The 17,112-nt window shown below is 68.8% G+C and carries 17 protein-coding genes; 7 read left to right on the forward strand and 10 right to left on the reverse strand.

The features are described 5' to 3' along the window. Positions 1-244: 244 nt before the first annotated feature. Positions 245-2,437, forward strand: a complete 2,193-nt coding sequence (locus tag OG992_RS08445; RefSeq protein ID WP_266302908.1) for a UvrD-helicase domain-containing protein — start codon at positions 245-247, stop codon at positions 2,435-2,437. A 57-nt stretch (positions 2,438-2,494) separates the two neighbouring features. After that, positions 2,495-3,487 carry a DUF1152 domain-containing protein gene (locus tag OG992_RS08450; protein WP_266305177.1) on the forward strand — a complete coding sequence of 331 codons (993 nt, stop codon included), beginning with the start codon at positions 2,495-2,497 and terminating at the stop codon, positions 3,485-3,487. Positions 3,488-3,581: 94 nt separating this feature from the next. Here OG992_RS08450 and OG992_RS08455 read toward each other — a convergent pair whose 3' ends face one another. Beyond that, positions 3,582-4,355: an alpha/beta hydrolase gene (locus tag OG992_RS08455; RefSeq protein WP_238685057.1), complete on the reverse strand. Its 774-nt coding sequence runs from the start codon at positions 4,353-4,355 to the stop codon at positions 3,582-3,584. 310 nt (positions 4,356-4,665) lie between these two features. Here OG992_RS08455 and OG992_RS08460 point away from each other — a divergent pair, with 310 nt between their 5' ends. Further along, positions 4,666-5,274 (forward strand): TetR/AcrR family transcriptional regulator, encoded by a 609-nt coding sequence (locus OG992_RS08460; protein WP_238685058.1) that lies wholly within the window; start codon positions 4,666-4,668, stop codon positions 5,272-5,274. A 97-nt stretch (positions 5,275-5,371) separates the two neighbouring features. Here OG992_RS08460 and OG992_RS08465 read toward each other — a convergent pair whose 3' ends face one another. The 4 genes from OG992_RS08465 to OG992_RS08480 all read right to left on the reverse strand — a co-directional run bounded on the left by OG992_RS08465 (position 5,372) and on the right by OG992_RS08480 (position 9,233). Then, on the reverse strand, positions 5,372-6,811 hold the full coding sequence (locus OG992_RS08465) for an NAD(P)/FAD-dependent oxidoreductase (RefSeq protein WP_238685059.1): 1,440 nt from the start codon (positions 6,809-6,811) through the stop codon (positions 5,372-5,374). A 1-nt stretch (position 6,812) separates the two neighbouring features. Further along, positions 6,813-7,370, reverse strand: coding sequence for a hypothetical protein (locus OG992_RS08470; protein ID WP_238685060.1), 558 nt, complete (start codon positions 7,368-7,370; stop codon positions 6,813-6,815). A gap of 79 nt (positions 7,371-7,449) precedes the next feature. Next, entirely contained in the window at positions 7,450-7,749 is a 300-nt protein-coding gene (locus OG992_RS08475) for a hypothetical protein (RefSeq protein WP_266302909.1), read from the reverse strand. Between the two features lie 248 nt (positions 7,750-7,997). Next, complete coding sequence (locus OG992_RS08480) at positions 7,998-9,233, reverse strand: low temperature requirement protein A (protein ID WP_266302910.1); 1,236 nt, start codon at positions 9,231-9,233, stop codon at positions 7,998-8,000. 282 nt (positions 9,234-9,515) lie between these two features. Between OG992_RS08480 and OG992_RS08485 the strand changes: the two genes are divergently transcribed. Further along, entirely contained in the window at positions 9,516-9,932 is a 417-nt protein-coding gene (locus OG992_RS08485) for a hypothetical protein (protein ID WP_238685063.1), read from the forward strand. Between the two features lie 45 nt (positions 9,933-9,977). Here the strand turns inward: OG992_RS08485 and OG992_RS08490 are convergent, their stop codons facing one another. Beyond that, entirely contained in the window at positions 9,978-10,487 is a 510-nt protein-coding gene (locus OG992_RS08490; protein ID WP_238685064.1) for a hypothetical protein, read from the reverse strand. Positions 10,488-10,667: 180 nt separating this feature from the next. On the opposite strand from OG992_RS08490, the gene OG992_RS08495 reads away from it, so the two are divergent. After that, positions 10,668-11,912, forward strand: coding sequence for a sorbosone dehydrogenase family protein (locus OG992_RS08495; RefSeq protein WP_266302911.1), 1,245 nt, complete (start codon positions 10,668-10,670; stop codon positions 11,910-11,912). A gap of 60 nt (positions 11,913-11,972) precedes the next feature. Here OG992_RS08495 and OG992_RS08500 read toward each other — a convergent pair whose 3' ends face one another. After that, on the reverse strand, positions 11,973-12,530 hold the full coding sequence (locus OG992_RS08500) for a GNAT family N-acetyltransferase (protein ID WP_266302912.1): 558 nt from the start codon (positions 12,528-12,530) through the stop codon (positions 11,973-11,975). A gap of 204 nt (positions 12,531-12,734) precedes the next feature. On the opposite strand from OG992_RS08500, the gene OG992_RS08505 reads away from it, so the two are divergent. Then, a complete protein-coding gene (locus OG992_RS08505; RefSeq protein ID WP_266302913.1) occupies positions 12,735-13,298 on the forward strand; it encodes a DinB family protein in 564 nt (187 codons plus the stop codon). Between the two features lie 97 nt (positions 13,299-13,395). Here the strand turns inward: OG992_RS08505 and OG992_RS08510 are convergent, their stop codons facing one another. Then, complete coding sequence (locus OG992_RS08510) at positions 13,396-13,737, reverse strand: VOC family protein (protein ID WP_238685067.1); 342 nt, start codon at positions 13,735-13,737, stop codon at positions 13,396-13,398. 195 nt (positions 13,738-13,932) lie between these two features. Between OG992_RS08510 and OG992_RS08515 the strand changes: the two genes are divergently transcribed. After that, positions 13,933-15,504 (forward strand): LPXTG cell wall anchor domain-containing protein, encoded by a 1,572-nt coding sequence (locus OG992_RS08515; protein WP_266302914.1) that lies wholly within the window; start codon positions 13,933-13,935, stop codon positions 15,502-15,504. Between the two features lie 143 nt (positions 15,505-15,647). On the opposite strand, the gene OG992_RS08520 is transcribed toward OG992_RS08515, so the two are convergent. Then, positions 15,648-16,469: an alpha/beta fold hydrolase gene (locus tag OG992_RS08520; RefSeq protein WP_266302915.1), complete on the reverse strand. Its 822-nt coding sequence runs from the start codon at positions 16,467-16,469 to the stop codon at positions 15,648-15,650. 19 nt (positions 16,470-16,488) lie between these two features. Next, positions 16,489-17,058 carry a DJ-1/PfpI family protein gene (locus OG992_RS08525; RefSeq protein WP_266302916.1) on the reverse strand — a complete coding sequence of 190 codons (570 nt, stop codon included), beginning with the start codon at positions 17,056-17,058 and terminating at the stop codon, positions 16,489-16,491. Positions 17,059-17,112: the final 54 nt, after the last annotated feature.

Here is a 17,112-nt window from a genome sequence, read left to right on the forward strand (position 1 = left end):
CAGACGTGAGTCCGAGGAGCACCCCACCACTCGGAACACACACCCACAGAACAGATGAAGGCTGAACTGTCAATAAGAAAATGGCACCGGTGAGGCCATAAGCATCCCCGGAACTGCAAGGCATTGAGATTCCGATCTCTGCCGGCGGATTTCGTGGCCGTTGAGGGCAACCAACTCTATGCTTGCCGCCGAATGCGCTGCGGCTCATCCGGGCCGAGGGTTACCCCGATACAAGGATTTGCGAATGCACCGGAAGTCTGCCCCGAGCAACGGCACCGCCGGCGTTGGCGAAGTAGCACCTGACGGCCAACTGCCGGCCTCTACCGCAAAGGGTGCCGCGCGCCGGTCCGCGGTCGCCGAGGAACAGGCGTTTCTGGACTTGGCCACGGCCCGGCGCGACAGGCTGGCCGATCACCTACAGGTCGAACTTTCGTCGGAGCCCATGGACGCGTTGGAGCGGGCCCGGCAGCGCATGCTCCGGCAGCAGTACGACGAGCTACGGCGAGCGGATGAGGGGTTGGTCTTCGGCCGCCTCGACGGCCTCGACGGCACAGTGCGCCACGTGGGCCGTGTCGGTCTCCGTGATGACGGCGACGACACTGAGCCACTGCTGGTGGACTGGCGCGCTCCCGCGGCTCGGCCGTTCTACACCGCGACGGCTGTCGACCCACAGGGTCAGGCGCGGCGCCGGCACATCCGTACGACGGGATCGGCCGTCGTCGGCGTGGACGACGAGCCCCTGGACGGGAGCGCAACGGAGGAACTCGTCGGCGAAGGCGCTCTCCTGGCCGCCCTCGACCAGCGGCGCACCGGTCGCATGTCGACAGCGATCTCCACCCTGCAACGCGAACAGGACGACATCGTCCGGGCCGAGGCGACCGGCCCGCTGATCGTCCAGGGTGGTCCCGGCACGGGCAAGACAGTGGTTGCCCTGCACCGCGTCGCGTACCTGCTGTTCACCCACCGAAAGATGGCCGACCAGGCGGTCCTGGTCCTGGGCCCCTCGCCGCGGTTCCTGCAGTACATCGCCCAGGTGCTGCCCGCGCTCGGTGAGACCGCCGTCGCCTCGGCGACCTGCGACACCCTGCTGGCCGACGTTCAGGTGGGCCGCGACGAGAGCCGACTTCTCGCCGAAATCAAGGGTCGCGCTCTCTGGCAGCCCACGCTCGAAGGCTACGTCGCGTCGCTGCTCCCCCGACCGCGCGAGCTGAAGCTGCGCTGGGAGGGCGAGTTCTACGTCGTTCCAGCCGCGACCGTGGCGCAGGCGCTCGCCTCGGCGGTGCAGGGACGCCCGTACCACCGCGCCCGCGCGGCGTTCGCCGAGCAGGTGCACCGCCTCCTTGCCGATGTCGTCGCCGAGCAGCGCGAGGCGCTGATGGCGGAGATGGAGGAAGGCTTCGAGGACATCCTCGCCCGCGTCGACAAGGGCATGGGGCATGACCACGCCTCCACCCGGACGTCCACCGGCAGCGACATCGACGGGTTGCTCTCCGAGGAGGAAGTCGAGCAGCTTCGTTGTCGTATCGCCGAGAACGCCACCATCGCCCGGTTCATCGAGGCATGGTGGCCCACCCTCGACGCCGAAGCCCTGCTGGGTGACCTCCTGACCGACCGCACCCTGCTGGCCAGGTTCGCCCCACAACTGTCCCCCGACGAGATCACCGCCGTCGCGGCCGAGCCCACCCCATGGGCATCAAGCGACATCCCCCTGCTTGACGCGCTCGCCGACCTGCTCGGCGAGGTCGACACCCCGCAACCACAGGGCGAGTTCCTCGCCGAACGCGCTCGCCGCCAGCGCGCCTGGGTGTACGGCCACGTCGTCGTCGATGAAGCGCAGGAACTGTCCGAAATGCAGTGGCAGATGGTCCTCCGGCGCTGTCCCAGTCGCTCCATCACCGCCGTCGGCGACATCGACCAGGCCGAGGCAGCCCACCGGCACACCAGTTGGGCACAAGCGGTACGGGCTGCCTTCGGCGACCGTTGGACCGCCGCGGAACTCACCATCTGCTACCGGACCCCCCGCGAGGTCATGGACCTCACCGAACCGGTCCTGACGAAGGCTGGCAGCCACAACACCCCGCCACGAGCGGTACGCTCCTCCGGCATCGCCCCCTGGGAGCGCACGATCACACCGGCTGAGCTCGCCGACGCCGCCGTGGAAGCGGTGCGGCAGTTGCGGCAACGGTGGCACGGCGGCACTGTCGGCGTCATCGCCCCCGCGGACCGCATCCCCACACTCCAAGCGGTTTTGAGAGATGTGCCAGTGCTCACCGCGACCCAGTCCAAGGGACTGGAATGGGACGCGACGCTCCTCATCGACCCTCAGGGCATCGCCGCCGAACCGCGCGGCTGGAACGGCCTCTACGTCGCGCTCACCCGATGCACCCAGGAACTCGGACAGCTCACACTCACGCAGCGATCAGGCTGTGCGGCTTAGCCGCGTAGGCAGAAGGGTTGGCCGTGTCCACCACGCCTCGGTGATCATTGAGCGGTGATGACCCCTGTGGCGCCGCCGGCCGACTCCGGTGCGTTCTCGTTGGCAGTTCCGCCACTGTTCGCCGCGTTGGCTCCGGCGCGGAACATCCTCATCGCCGGAGCGGGCGGGGGTTTCGACGTGTACGCGGGCCTGCCCTTGGCGTTCGCCTTGTGGGGCGCTGGCGCGCAGGTGCACCTGGCCAGCCTCTCCTTCTCGGAACTCGAGTTGATCGACCGGGACGCGTGGATGGTGGAGCACGTCGCAGCGGTTCGGCCGGACACCACCAGCACCGACTGGTACTTCCCGGAGCGGACGCTCGCCCGATGGCTGGCGGCTCAAGAACTGCCATCGACGGTGTACGCGTTTCCGCCGCTCGGTGTCCAACCGCTGCGAACGGCGTACCGGCACCTGGTGGAACACCTCGACATCGACGCCGTGGTGCTGGTCGACGGCGGCACCGACGTGCTGCTGCGCGGCGATGAAAGCAATCTCGGCACTCCAGTGGAGGACATGACCAGCCTGGCCGCCGTGGCCGCGCTGGACGTACCGGTCAAGCTCGTGACCAGCCTGGGCTTCGGCATCGACGCCTACGACGGCGTCAACCATGTCGAGGTGCTGGAGAACCTCGCCGCGCTCGACCGCGACGGTGGTTACCTCGGCGCTCTGTCCATCCCCGGTTCGAGCCGGGAGGCGGAGCTCTACCGCGCTGCCGTCGCTGACGCCCAGGCGGCTACCCCGCAGCGGCCGAGCATCGTTCAGGGGCAGATCGCCGCCGCCACCAGCGGCGGGTTCGGCGACGTCCGATTCACCCGACGCACCGGCGGCGGGGACCTGTTCGTCAACCCGCTGATGGCGATCTACTTCACCGTCGATCTCGACAAACTCGCGGCCCGATGCCTCTACCTCGACCGCATCGAGAACACCATCGGCAGACGCCAGGTCATCACACGCATCCAAGCGTTCCGCGACGAGCTTCTCGGCGCACGCCTCCCCCGCGCCTTCCCGCACTGATCCGACACCGCGCCCAGCCGGCCGGGCGTGCCCGCCACCGTCAATCCTGCTGACTGACTCACCGACGGCTCATCGCAGCTTCGGCAAACCCTCGTCAACCTTGACGACTCTTGGACATCTGCATCGAGCGGGCGGTGGCGCGGGCGGCAGTGTCGATGAGGTCTGCGACCGGGCCGGGTTGCGAGACCGCCACGGCGTGGGAAGCGGCGATCTCCACTGCCGTGGAACCCGCCCGGTCGGCCAGGAAGCGCTGCAGGTCCGGCGGAATGCCCTGGTCCTGGGTGGTGATCAAGGTCCAGGAGGGAATCGTCTTCCAGGCGGCCTTGGTCACGCCCTCCTCCTGGGCGCTCGCCGAGGCGGGTCGCTGCGTCGCCGCCATGATTTTGGCGGTTTCGGGGTCGACATCGGCGGCGAACACCTCGGGGAACTTGTCCTGGAAGATGTACTGATCCATTGTCGTGCCGCCGTCGTCGGAGGGGATCGGCACCATGTTGATGCTGGTGGCGAGCTGACTTCCGGGGTACTTGGTGAGCAACCCGATCACACTTTCGCCTACGTCCGGGCTCACGCTGGCGACGTACACCAGGGCCTTGACGTTGGCGGCACCGGCCGCGGCCTCGGTCATGACCAGCCCGCCGTAGGAATGGGCGGCCATCACGACCGGTCCGGGCAAGCTGTCCAGAAGAGCCCGAACGTACGCGGCGTCCTTCTGCACACCGCGCAGCGGGTTGGCGACGGCGATGACCGGGTACCCGCGACGTTTGAGGTCGGCAATCACCCCATTCCAACTCGACGAGCCGGCGAATGCTCCGTGGATCAGCACAACTGTCGGCATCTCCTGGGCAGACATGTCAGAAGCAGCGCTCATCTGGAGTTCCTTTCGAGAGGCCCGCGACCGGCTGCCTGCGGGTTGCAGACCGGACCGACGAGGACGGTCGACGGAGCATTTCCCCGGCACCGCGAATCAACCCGCGCGATCCCAGCTCCAAAGGGGTTGCAGCATCCAGAATCCGGCACTGATCAGGCCACTGTCAGCGAGATCGCAGAACGAAGCGCCAAACGCCCGGCTGGCATCTGACTCGGACAGAAGATGAGCCGCACGGTGCGCGGCAATTGGGTGACGCGCCCAATGCCGCCGGCACAGATCAGACCGAACGTTCTGTCGCTAAGATAGGTGGATGGCGAGCGACGAACCCACTGCCCGGCCCTCTGAGGCACGCCTCAAGCTTCTCCGGACGGCGACCAGGATCTTCTACGCGGAGGGCATCCACGCCGTCGGCGTCGACCGGATCATTGCCGAGGCGAAGGTGACCAGGGCTACTTTCTACCGTCACTTCCCCAGCAAGGACGACCTCATCCTGGCCTACCTGCGGGAGGTGCATCAGCTGGAGCGCGGCATGGTCGACGAGGCCCTCGCCGCCAACCGATCGCCGGTCGATCCGCTCCTCGCCATCACCACTTCCATCGCCCAGAACATCCAGTCCCCCGGGTTCCGTGGGTGCGCGTTCCTGAACGCCGCGGCGGAATATCCGGACACGAACCATCCCGTACACCAAGAACTCATGGCCCACCGGCAATGGTTCCTGGAAACCATCACCACGCTCATGGCACAGGTCCACGAGGGAACGGCGGATCCCGCAGCGCGCCACTTCGTCATGCTCCGCGACGGCGCCATGGCGGCCGGATGTCTCTCCGACCCCACATTGGTGTCCGAGACCTTCCTGCGCGGTGTGGAAGGGCTCCTCAGAATCAACTCGGAGCGTCAGTCGGCGGAGTCAGCCGGTTAGCCCCTGCGCGACCAGCCCACACGACAAGAGCTGGGTCACCCCGGGTGAGGGATGACCCAGCTCATCGGCGATGGCGCGGACGGCGGCACGGCTCAGGTCAGCGGCCGTACGCCTCCAGCAGGCGCAGCCAGACCTCGCTGACGGTCGGGTACGCGGGCACGGCGTGCCACAGCCGCTCCAGTGGGACCTCACCGACGATGGCGATCGTCGCGGCGTGGATCAGCTCCGCGACGTCCGGGCCCACGAGGGTGAGGCCGACGATCACCCGCCGGTCCTCGTCCACGACCATCCGGGCCTGCCCCTGGTAGCCGTCGGCGTGCAGCGCGGCCCCGGCGACGGCGGCCAGGTCGTAGTCGACGACCCGGATCCGCAGTCCAGCGGCCTCGGCGGCGGCTGCGGTCAGCCCCACCGACGCGACCTCCGGGTCGGTGAAGACGACCTGCGGCACAGCACGCTCGTCGGCCGTGGCGACGTGCCGACCCCACGGGCGGTCGTCTGCCGCTTCGCCCCGGGCCCGCGCCACGATCACGTCGCCCACCGCGCGAGCCTGGTACTTGCCCTGGTGGGTCAGGAGCACACGCCGGTTGACGTCCCCGGCCGCGTACAGCCATCCGTCGCCGGTCAACCCGCCGGCACCGTCGACCACCCGCAGGGTGTCGTCGACAGTGAGCCAGGCGCCCGGCTTCAGGCCGATCCGGTCGAGGCCGACGTCGTGCGTGTTCGGCGTACGGCCGATCGCGACGAGGATCTCGTCGGCCTCGACCTGTTCGCCGTCGGTGAGCGTGATGTGCACCGTGCCGTCCCCGTCACGGTTCACCGAGGTGACCTCGGTGCCGAGATGCACCGACACGCCAGCTTCTCGCAGGGACTGCGTGACCCGCTCGCCGACGAACGGCTCCGCCGCCGTGAGCACTCCGTCGCGCACGAGCACCGTCACCGCCGATCCGAGGCCGGCGTACGCGGTCGCCATCTCCGTGGCCACCACGCCACCACCGATGATGGCGAGCCGGCCGGGAACCTCGCTCGCGGCGGCTGCCTCACGGCTGGTCCACGGTGCCGCCTCGCGCAGACCGGCGATGTCCGGCACCAGTGCGCTACTTCCGGTCGCGATGACGATCGCGTGTCGGGCGGTGAGCGAGGTGGTGACGCCGTTCGCGCCGGTCACCTCGACGATTCGGTCGGCGCCGATCCGCCCCTGGCCCCGATACAGGGCGATGCCCGCGGAGTTCAGCCAGGACACCTGACCGTCGTCCTTCCAGTGCGAGGCAAAGTCGTCCCGGCGGCGCAGCACGGCCGCCGCATCCAACTCGCCGGTTACCGCCTCGCGCGCACCGGGCAGCTGACGAGCCGCCCGGAGCGCGGTCTGACTGCGCAGCAACGCCTTCGTCGGCATGCAGGCCCAGTACGAGCACTCACCACCCACCAGTTCCCGCTCGACGATCGCGGCGGTCAGGCCGCCCTGCACGACGCGGTCGGCGACGTTCTCCCCCACCGGCCCCGCGCCGATGACAATGACGTCGTACGTGGCGTTGTCCACGTCAGTTTCCCTTCGCGGCGCGGCCGAGGCGGATGGCCGCGATGAGGAAGAAGATGGCGCCGGGAATGGCGTAGCCGATCGCGTTGGTCAGTGCCGGGTTGTCCGCGGAGGCGGCCGCGACGAACGACCCACCGGCGAGAACGGAGATGCCACCGCTGATGATCATCGGCCATTGGCCACCCATCGCGCGGCGGCTGACGGCCACGATCAGCTGGACCAGTCCGGCCACGACCGCCCAGGCGCCCCAGACGCGCAGGACCGCAGGGATACCGGACGCGCTGGCGACGCCCAGGCCCACCGCGGCGAGCAGGCTGATCGCGACGTTCACGTACAGCAGGGTGGGCGAGCCGGTGGCCCGCGACGCGCGGACGTCGACGATGGCGGCGGCCACGTCGAACAGGGGGTAGAGCACGAGCAGCGCGGCGGTGAGGGGGTTGAGGTGCGTGGCGAGGGGGAACGTCACGGCAGCCCAGACGATGGCGAAGGCGAAGCGACCGAAGTACAACCGGCGCAGGGCAGCGGCCGTCGTCGAGATGCCGGGAACGGCAAGGGTGGTCATGGTCATCCTCTCGGTGATTCCAGAGCGTGAAGGGCCGCCCAGCGGGGGTGGGGCCGCCGCCGGGAGGGGAAGTGCGGTGCTACTCGATGTTGGAGAACAGCCCCGTGATCTCCACCTGGGCGCCCTGGAGCCCACCGAAGACGGCACCGGCGGCGGGCGTCGCGACTGCGGCAGAGGCGTCCTCGTAGCTGGCGAAGTACAGGTCGAGCGTCCGGTACGCGGGAGTGGGCGTGCCGTCCTCCTTCGGCCACACCTTGGCCGACTCGACCCGCTGAAGCTTCGGGAACGTCTCGGCGGCTCGGCGTACGTCTGCGAAGACCTTCTCGAACTCGTCGGGGTCGGCGGGGCTACCGATGACGAGGGTGATCTTGGTGGGCACGGCGTTCTCCTTCAGGCACAACCGTCCACCAGACTGGCGCCAGGTGGAACGAACGTTCTGTCTGTGAGAACAGTACCGACTCTGCCCCCCGCCGTCAAGACCGACCGTTCTATCTGGAAGCGGTGATCGGCGTGGTGGCGTTCGCTGCTGCCCGGGTAGAGAGGCACCGGTTCGACGTGAAAGCGCAGTCCGTGCCTGGCTGGGCGCTTACGCGACCCAACGGGTGATCGGGGCCACCGACCGCCGCGTCACGCCTCGGAGTCGCGCTCTCCGGACGTCTCCCGACCGATCGGCGAGGCGGAAACCTCCAGCGGCCGGCCCCGCCTTCGCAGCGCGTCCAGGAGCGCGACCAGGGCCAGCGCTCCGGCCACCACGCTCAGCCCGGCCATCGGCGTCCAACGGGCCAACAACGGCGTGAACAGCAGCAGGGCGGCCAAGCCGATGATCTGGGATCGGGAGGCATGGCCGAAGATCTCGTATTCCAGCCGCATACGGGCGACGAGGAAGAGCATCGGACCGCCCACCACGAACAGCAGCCAACTGGGTCGAGGCTGCCCGAACGGATGATCGATCACCAGTTCGTAGCCGACCGCCGTGACGAGCACGCTGAGCACGATCAGCATATGCGTCCGTTCCGAGACCGCGCCCAGGCGGCCGGGCATACCCGCCCGGTCGAACGCCTCCGTCAGCAGCAGACCGGCGCGGTGGAAGTAGATCCGCCAGAGCAGCGCGCTGGTGGCGAACGCGACCGCGAAGGCGGCTGCCCGCTCGGCGGAGTAGTCCGCGCCGCTGAAGACCACGCCGATAACCAGAATCGACTCACCGAGCGCGATGAGGACCATCTGCTGGTAACGGTCCGCGAGATGGGTGCCCGCGATCCGCCACCGACCTACCTTCGAGACCCCGAGCCACGGTAGCGGCCAGCCCAATGTCCAGGCGAGGTAGTCGACAGCGAGGGCGACGACCCACAGCGGCAGGCGGAGGTGATCCGGGCCCAACGCGCCGACCAGCCACAGCGGCGCGCTCGCCAAAGCCCACACGACAAGCCGGAAGGGCACCAGCCGTCGCGGATGGCCACGCAGCGCGACGGCGACCACGAGCGGCCGCACCACCATCACCATCAGGTACGCGACAGCGAACGGCAGCGCTCGCTCCTCCATGGCGCGGGGCAGCGTCACCGCCATGATCAGGCCGGCGAACATGGTGCCGACCACGACGGCCTGGATGATCGGCTGCTCCGGTTCGTACCGGCTGGTGATCCAGGCGGTGTGCGACCAGATCAACCAGAGAGCCAGAAAGAGCAGCAGGGTACGCCCGAACCCCATGACGAGCGTCCACCCGGTGTCATCGCCCAAGCCGGCGAATCGTTGCGAGACCCGGGTGAGGGCCACAACGAAGGCCAGATCGAAGAACAGCTCCAGGAACGTCGCCCGACCCGAACTCCTTGGAGGGCGCAGCAGCTCGGCACCCCGCCCCGCCGCCATCGTCCGCCTCCGTCCGCCCCCTGGCTACCAACGAGCCGGACAGCAGCGGAGTTGCGACAACGCTTACGTGGTGTCTGGGGTGGCACCGTGGCTGTTGTCTCTGACACGCAGATCGTGCGGCTGAGCGAGGGCACGTGCGTCTGTTTGATGCGGTTGGTCAGCTCGGCGATCTGGTTGTACAGCGAGCGGCGCCGCCAGACGGGTTGCCTGCTCGATACCCTGCGTCTGTGCTTCGACCTCCACCTCATGACACAAACCGCTCGCAGGGGACCCGGGTGCGCGGTGGATGAGGTGGAGGAGGTGTGGACGCACGCCGAGCTGGATGACCTGACCATCATCTGGAACCGGGCCGCTGACTACGGCGCTGACGGCGAGGCTCCCGACGGCACTCCACCCGGGATCGTGCAGCTGTCGTACCTGCTACGCGTCTACAACTCGGTGATGGGTGGTGGCCTGGGCTTCGCTGTTGAGGTGAACGAGCCCTTCCGGTTGAGACGAGCCGTGGACGCGATGCGGTACTTCGGTTTGGCGCAACTCGCCGAGCTGCTAGCAGACGTCATCGAGCACGACCTGGACGGTGACCACGCCGATTCCCGGGACGACGACCTGGAGACCCTCCTCGGCCCCCGAGGCGAGCCCCTGGCGACTGCGTTCAGAGCCAGAGCTGCTGACAGCCCCGCCGACTTCGGCCTGGAATGACGGCGGCGCGTCTGGCGTGACCGTGACGGGGCGGGCGTTGACCGGTCAGGGCACGAAGGCGGAGGGCAGCCCGAGTTCGGCTCGGGCCACCTCGATGAATCGGCGCTCGGCCTCCCACAGGGCGTCGAACCGATCCGCGGGCAACGCCTGGGCCTCGCTACCCGCTCGTGTGGCCGCCAGGAGCCGGGCCTGGCGCACCAGCTCCGACGAGCCGCTCACCACCTCGACGTTGCCGGCCACCAGCCGAAGCGCGGTCTTGGTGCTCTCCAGTCGCTCCCGGTAGCGGCTGCCCTCGTCGTCGAAGAACGGCATGAGATCACCCGGATCGCGCGGGCGCGGCACCGCGGTGATACGCGCCGCCGGGTTGAGGACGTGGGCCACGTACTCCCGGACGGCGCCGATGAAGTCGGTGTACGCGTTCAGCCGGATGTCTCGCCACTGTCGATCCTGGTCGCGCCGCCACAGCCGATCCTGAGCCCGGACGGTGAGCCACCCACCGATCAGGACGGCCAACATTGTCGTCGTCGCGGTGACACCCGCCTGGATCAGACTCACCGGCACCACCGTTCGTATTGATCGATGACTCACACTACCGTCCGTTGTCACCCGCTCCGGGAGTCGCGCGACGGCCCGGCTCCGCAACACGCAGACGCCGGTTGGATATTGAATTAGGCCAATGTATCGTGGGAACGCTCCCAGACCGCGTCCACCACCCACCTGCTCGAGGAGCTGAACATGTCACGACGACGTCGTCGCCCGGCCGCCATGCTGGCCGGGTTGCTCGTTCTGGCCCTGGCTGCGTCTCTGTCGCCACCATCGCCGGTGGCCGGCACCGCCGCGGCCGGCCCATCCAAACCCCGTGCTGTGGCACTCGCTGAGCTGACCGTGGTCTCCGAACGGGTGGCTTTCGGTCTGCAGCGTCCGATCGCGATCACCGGGCTGCCGGACGGCCGGATGCTGATCGCGGAGAAGAACGGCACCGTCCGCGCCTACCACCCCGACACCGGCCTGGCACCCGACCCGGTGATCGACCTGACCGCCCGGATCGACGCGTCGGACAACGAGCGCGGCCTTCTCGGCATCACTCCGGCGCCGAACTTCGCGCGGACCGGCATGCTCTACGTGGCCTACACGAGCCTGCCGGCCGGCGCGCTGACCCTGGCGCGAGTGTCCATCAACGCTCCTGACCGGGTGCAGGTGCTGCTCACCCAGGCGCACGCCGAGTACGGCAACCACAACGGCGGACAGGTGGCCTTCGGCCGCGACGGCTACCTCTACTGGTCCCTCGGCGACGGTGGCTTCGCGAACGACCCGTTCAAGAGCGGCCAGAACCTCGGCACCCTGCTCGGCAAGATCCTGCGAATCGACGTCAACCGCAGCTGCGGGGGGAAGCCCTACTGCGTGCCCTACGACAACCCGTTCGTCCGCACGGCGGGCGCGCGGCCGGAAATCTGGGTCTACGGGCTGCGCAACCCGTGGAAGTTCTCCATCGACCCGGCCGACAACTCGCTGTGGATCGGTGATGTCGGTCAGGGCCTGATCGAGGAGATCAACCACGTCCGCCCGTCGCAGCGTGGCGCGAACCTCGGCTGGTCCTGCCGAGAGGGCACGCCGGTCTTCGACGAGACGCAGTGCCGGCCGGGCGTGCGGCTCACCGACCCGATCGTCGAGTACGACCACTACATGACGGAGAACTGCTCCATCATCGGCGGCCTGGTGTACCGGGGGTCGGTTACCCCGGAGGCGCGGGGCACCTACATCGCTAGCGACTACTGCTCGACCCGCGCTTTCGCCGTGCGTCCCAAGTCCACGGGCGGCTACGAGACCGCCGAGATCGGCACCTTCCCCACCCAGCCGACGGCGTTCGGCGCCGATGTGAACGGCGAGCTGTACGTGCTCAGTGACCTCCCGGGGTGGCTGAGCAAGGTGCGGTTCGAGCGGGTCCAGCCGACCCCCACCGGCGGGGCGGCGATCCGCTGAACCTCGGGTGACACCCGCACTACCTCTGGGGACGGCCGCGTTCGGCGGCCGTCCCCAGGCTCACTCCGATGCAGGCTCGAGCGCCTCTGTTGCAGGCAGGCCGAGCCACTGCTCGGCGTCCCAGGCGTGGAACCGCTCCACCTCCACGAACCCGAGCTTTGCCGCAAGGCGCATCGAGCCGACGTTGGCGGTTTGGGTGGTGAGCACCACCGGATCGCCGGGGAGGACGCCGTCGAGCCAGTCGAGTGCCGCCGCGCACGCCTCGGCGGCGTACCCGAATCCCCACGCCTGTGGCAGGAACAGGTAACCGAGGTCGACCTTCCCCATGGCAGCCGGGCGATGGTGGCCCGTTGCTCTTCTGAGCAGGATCTGGCCGATCATCGCCCCGTCGAGATCAACGACAAAGCTCCCGGGCCACCGCTCGGGCACTCCGGGCATCTCGCGCTCAAGCTCGCCAGGCAGGCGCGGACCACCGAGGTAGGTGTTCACCTTTGGCGACGCCAGCAGCTCGATGAACGCAGCACCGTCCCGGGCCTCGGGCGCACGGAGCACGAGCCTCTCGGTCCTGATCGGAGCAGGCGGCCAATCGACCGCTCCCAGGTCTGCCATGCGCGTCATCGGTCGAGACTGGCACACCTGGGTCAGGGAAACCCGACCCAGCCAGCCGGGTTGTCAATGTCAACAGTCACTCACGCGGCGCGGCCCGAAGGGCACAGCGGCCCCAGCGTCATCCCCTGGTGCGGTATGCGCTCGCGGCCCACGGCCGTTGACGGCGTCCGCGAGGGACGCAGCCAGCGCTCTGCTGTAGGTAACGTGCGGGAAATGACAAGGAGCGAGCGAATCGCGGACCAGTTGGACCGGCACTGGCACAGGAACCTGCGGCCGCGGTTGCACGGTCTCGCCGATGAGGAGTACTTCTGGGAGCCGGTGCGGGGCTGCTGGAGCATCCGCCCACGTGGCACGTCGGCCGCACCGATGTCGGCGGGTTCAGGGGAATGGACGATGGACTTCGCATCCCCTGACCCGGTGCCGGCTCCGGTGACCACGATTGCCTGGCGTCTGGCGCACATCATCGTCTCCTGCCTGGGCTACCGGGTCGGATGGCACTTCGGCGGCCAGGACGTCGACTCCCAGACGTTCGCCTACGCGGGGACCGCCGACGAGGCGCTGAGACAGCTCGACGAGATGTACGGGAGATGGAACGCGGGAGTCCGCGGACTCTCGGACGCCGACCTGGAGAATCCGCCCACTGTGGGTCCCGAACGGTTTCCCATGGAGGGCATCGTCCTGCACGTCAACAGGGAGCTGATCCATCACGGCGCCGAGATCTCCCTGCTGCGCGACCTCTACCGCTGGCAGGACGACACCGCGCCGCGCCGCGTGTGACTTCCGGTATCCGGCGATCGCTTCGGCAACCTGGGTGCGGTTCGCTGGTGGCCCGCCGGCACGGCCTGGTCGTGGTGGTGAACCGCGCGGACCTCCGTCAGACCGGCTCCCCGCCGATGCCGATCTCGTTGCCGTCCGGGTCGCGGAAGGTGGCCTTGCGGACGCCGTTGTCGTAGGTCTCACGCACGGCCGGCTCCAGGCCGCGCTCGACGATCTGGGCGATGCGGGCGTCGAAGTCGCTGACGAAGACGGTGTGCATGGCGTGTCCGGCATGGTCGGGCCGCACCTCGATGAACACGTACCGGTGCTCGGCGAGTTCCCACACCGCCTCGGTGTCGTTCGGTAGGAACGACGGCGGGGCGCCGAGGAGTTGCTCGTACCAGGCCGCCGCGGCGTCGTAGTCGCGAACGGGGATGCCCGCGAACAGATCTACGGTCATGACGCCATGTTAGGGGCTCGACCCCGGAGGATCAGAAAAACGGCAATCGCCCTGGTGCGGCACCCGACCTCACGGAGGTGCCGGCCCTCCGTTCGGCCCGTATCCGCCGGTGGCGCCCGAGCGGGGCGGCATCAGCCCTGACGGCCTCATAAGCTCCACGGGCTCTACTGATCAATCCCACGGAGGAACCCGGTAATGCCCAAGCAACTCGCCCGGCGCTGGCTTGCCGGGATCGCGGTAGTAGGCGCGCTCATCGCCGCCTCCGCCATCCCCGCCTTCGCCGCCCCTGCCGCCAAGGACCTCGACTTCTACGCCAGGGATGTGGTTGTCGCCCCCGACGGCCCTGCAAAAGGATCGAACCTCTTTGCCCGCACCCGCACCAGCACGATGGAGTGGGGCGAATACACAGTCAAGGTGGACCGGAGCACGGTCGCTGGCTTCGCCGACGTGAGGATCGACGGCAGTACTGACTCCTGCACCGAGTCTGGTGCGATCCTCACCTGCAAGGTGGTGGCAAAGGAGAACGACTATTACACGTACATGACCATGGTCAACCTGGTCGTGCGGGCGAAGAAGAGCGCCACGCCCGACCAGCAGGGCGACATCAAGTTCACCGTCACCGATGGCGACGGCGGTTCGGCCACCTACCACTCGAGCGTCAGCATCGGTGAGGGCGTGGATCTCGCCGGCATCGAGCAGGGGCTCCAGCTGACAGGCGCCCTCGGCGGCACACTCGGCGTCCCGCTCACAGTGACGAACCGCGGCGAGAAGGCCGTCAACAGCGTGGTGCTGTTCTTCGAAGGCGGCTACGGTTTCGGTCCGTCGAAGCGGTACAAGAACTGCGAGTACAGCCCCGCCGACTCCTTCCGCCATGCCTTTGCCTGTCGGTTCCCCAACACCATCGAGCCGGGCGGCGCCGCACGGCTGGACTCCAGCTTCGGTTTCACCGTGCCGGCCGACGACCCGGCCCCGAACGGTCACACGGGCGTGGCGCGCTGGTTCACGCCGGCAGACTGGGAGGAGTCCCAGTCCTTCAACCCAGTGCGACTTGGGCAGCAGGGCACCGAGGGGGAGCTGAGGCTTGAGCCGGTTGGCCCGCACAGCAGGTCGCGGCAGACAGACGTCAACGACCAGAACGGCACGACGGTGATGAGACTCCAGGTCAGCGGTGACCAGGGGGCTGAGGTGGCGGCGCTCGGGACGCCGACGACCGCGACCGGAAGGGTCGGCGCCACGGTGCCGTTGAAGGTCGGCTACATCAACAACGGCCCGGCGTCCGTCAACGTCGACGGAGCCAAGGATCTCCGGGCCCGTACCGTGCTCTCGCTGCCGAGTGGCGTCACGGCCGTACGCGTTCCGATGACCTGCTCGAGCTACGGGGACTGGGTGCCCGGAAAGCTCGGCGCCGAGAAGTACCGCTGCACCGAGCACACACGCCTGGCGCGGGGCGAGAGGATCGAGTACGAGTTCGAGCTGCGCCTCGACGAGGCCGGCACCCGGGCCGCCCAGGTGCGGCTGACCTTCGACGCGGGCGTGGATCCCAACCCAGCCAACGACAGCGCGACGATCACCATCGTCGCGAGCGCTGACGGCGGGAGCGAGGATCCCGGTGGGGATGACGGCCAGGGAGGCGGGGACACCGATGGCTCGCTGCCGATCACCGGTGCCAAGGCCGGTCTGACCGCCGGCATCGGTGGCGTACTGCTCGCCGCCGGCGCTGCGGTCTTCGTGGCGGTTCGCCGCCGCAGGACCCGCTTCGTCGCCTGATCTACTCCCCGCACCAACGGTGCCCCGTCGACCTCAGGTCGGCGGGGCACGGGCTCGCCCTCATGGCCTGCCGTGACTCCGCACGGTCGTCGCCCTGGCGCTCAAGAGCACTCGGCCCTGAGTCGCGCGGCCTGCCGCGACTTTCAGTGACCTCGGTCCGGGTGGAGGAAGCACGACAGCAGTTGCCTGAACTCGTGCGGGTGCTCGATCGCCGGCACGTGCCCGCATCGGCCGAACACGTGCAGACGGACGTCGGCCAGGTGGTCGAGCAGGGGCTGGGCTGCCGTTTTGAGCGGGGTGACCCGGTCCTCGGCGCCGTGGACGAGCAGCACGGGCGCGCGCACCGCTGCCAGTGTTTGCGCCGAGAGGGTGAGCTCGTCGACCCATCGTGCCCTGGGTGGCGGAAACAACGACGCGAATGCGGCCGCCCCCGCTCGCATCGCGGCCGCACGGGCGTCGACGGCCGAATCGGTCACGAGTGCTTGGTCGAGGACGAGGCGACTCAGCATGTCTCGTGCCCCGATCGGGCCGGCGGGGGCGGCCCAGACCGCGTCGAGGTCGGCGGACAGCGGCGCCCCGGGGGCGCCCATCGTCGAGACAGCCACGACACGGGTGACCTGCCGGGGGCGCGCGGCCGCCAACGCCAGCGCCACAGCACCGCCCATCGAGTGACCCACCACGGCGTAGTCCTCGATACCGAGAGCATCCATCAGGCCCGCGGCCTGCTCCGTCCACAGTCGCAGCCCACCCCTGGAGCCCGCCGGGATGGGTGTACGGCCGAACCCCGCCTGGTCGGGAGCGATCAGGTGCCAGGACCCGTCCAGCGCCTGCGCCGTCGTTGCCCAGGCTCCGGACCCGGTCGTGCCGGGTCCGGAGCCGTGCAGCATCAGCACCGCGGGTCCCGTGCCGCTCTCCAGGACGTGGACGGGGCAGCCGTCGACTGCGATGGTCCGAAGTGCGGTCACCAGGGCAGGCCCGGTGTGCTCATGCCGACGCGGGGTCGACGGACTTCGAGAAGAGTTCCATCATCGCCCTGCCGAATTGCGGCATGTCGGGCCACCCCCGGCAGGAGACGAGGTTGCCGTCCACGACGTCGGGAGCGTCGATGACCGTCGCGCCCGCGTTCTCCATGTCACCGGTGATGGGGGGGAAGCACGCCGTCTTCCGACCCTTCAGCAGCCCGTACACCGCTGGAACCTGCGCGCCGTGGCACACCAGCGCGATGGGGAGGTTGCGCGCGAAGAAGTGCTCGGTGATGCGCCTGACGTCGGCGTCGACGCGGATCCACTCGGGGGCACGTCCCCCGGGAATGATGAGGGCGTCGTAGCGCTCGACGTCGACCTGGGACCAGGGCACGTCGACCGGCAGCTTGCGGCCGTTCTTCTCCACGTAGGCGTCGGAGTTGGGGTCGAACTCGTGGATGACCAGTTGCACGTCGCGCATCGTCCGTGACGAGACGTCGACGTCCCAGCCGCCCTCCTGCACTCGGTAGTAGGGATACATGGTGTCGAGCTCCTCGGCGGCGTCGCCGGTCAGGAGCAGCGCTCTGGGCACCTGCTTCTCCTCGCGTATGGGGGCGGGTGAGGTGGATCCAATCCGATCCGATCA

The organism is Micromonospora sp. NBC_00362, from assembly GCF_026342155.1.
In the GTDB taxonomy this organism is placed as follows: Bacteria; Actinomycetota; Actinomycetes; order Mycobacteriales; family Micromonosporaceae; genus Micromonospora; species Micromonospora hortensis.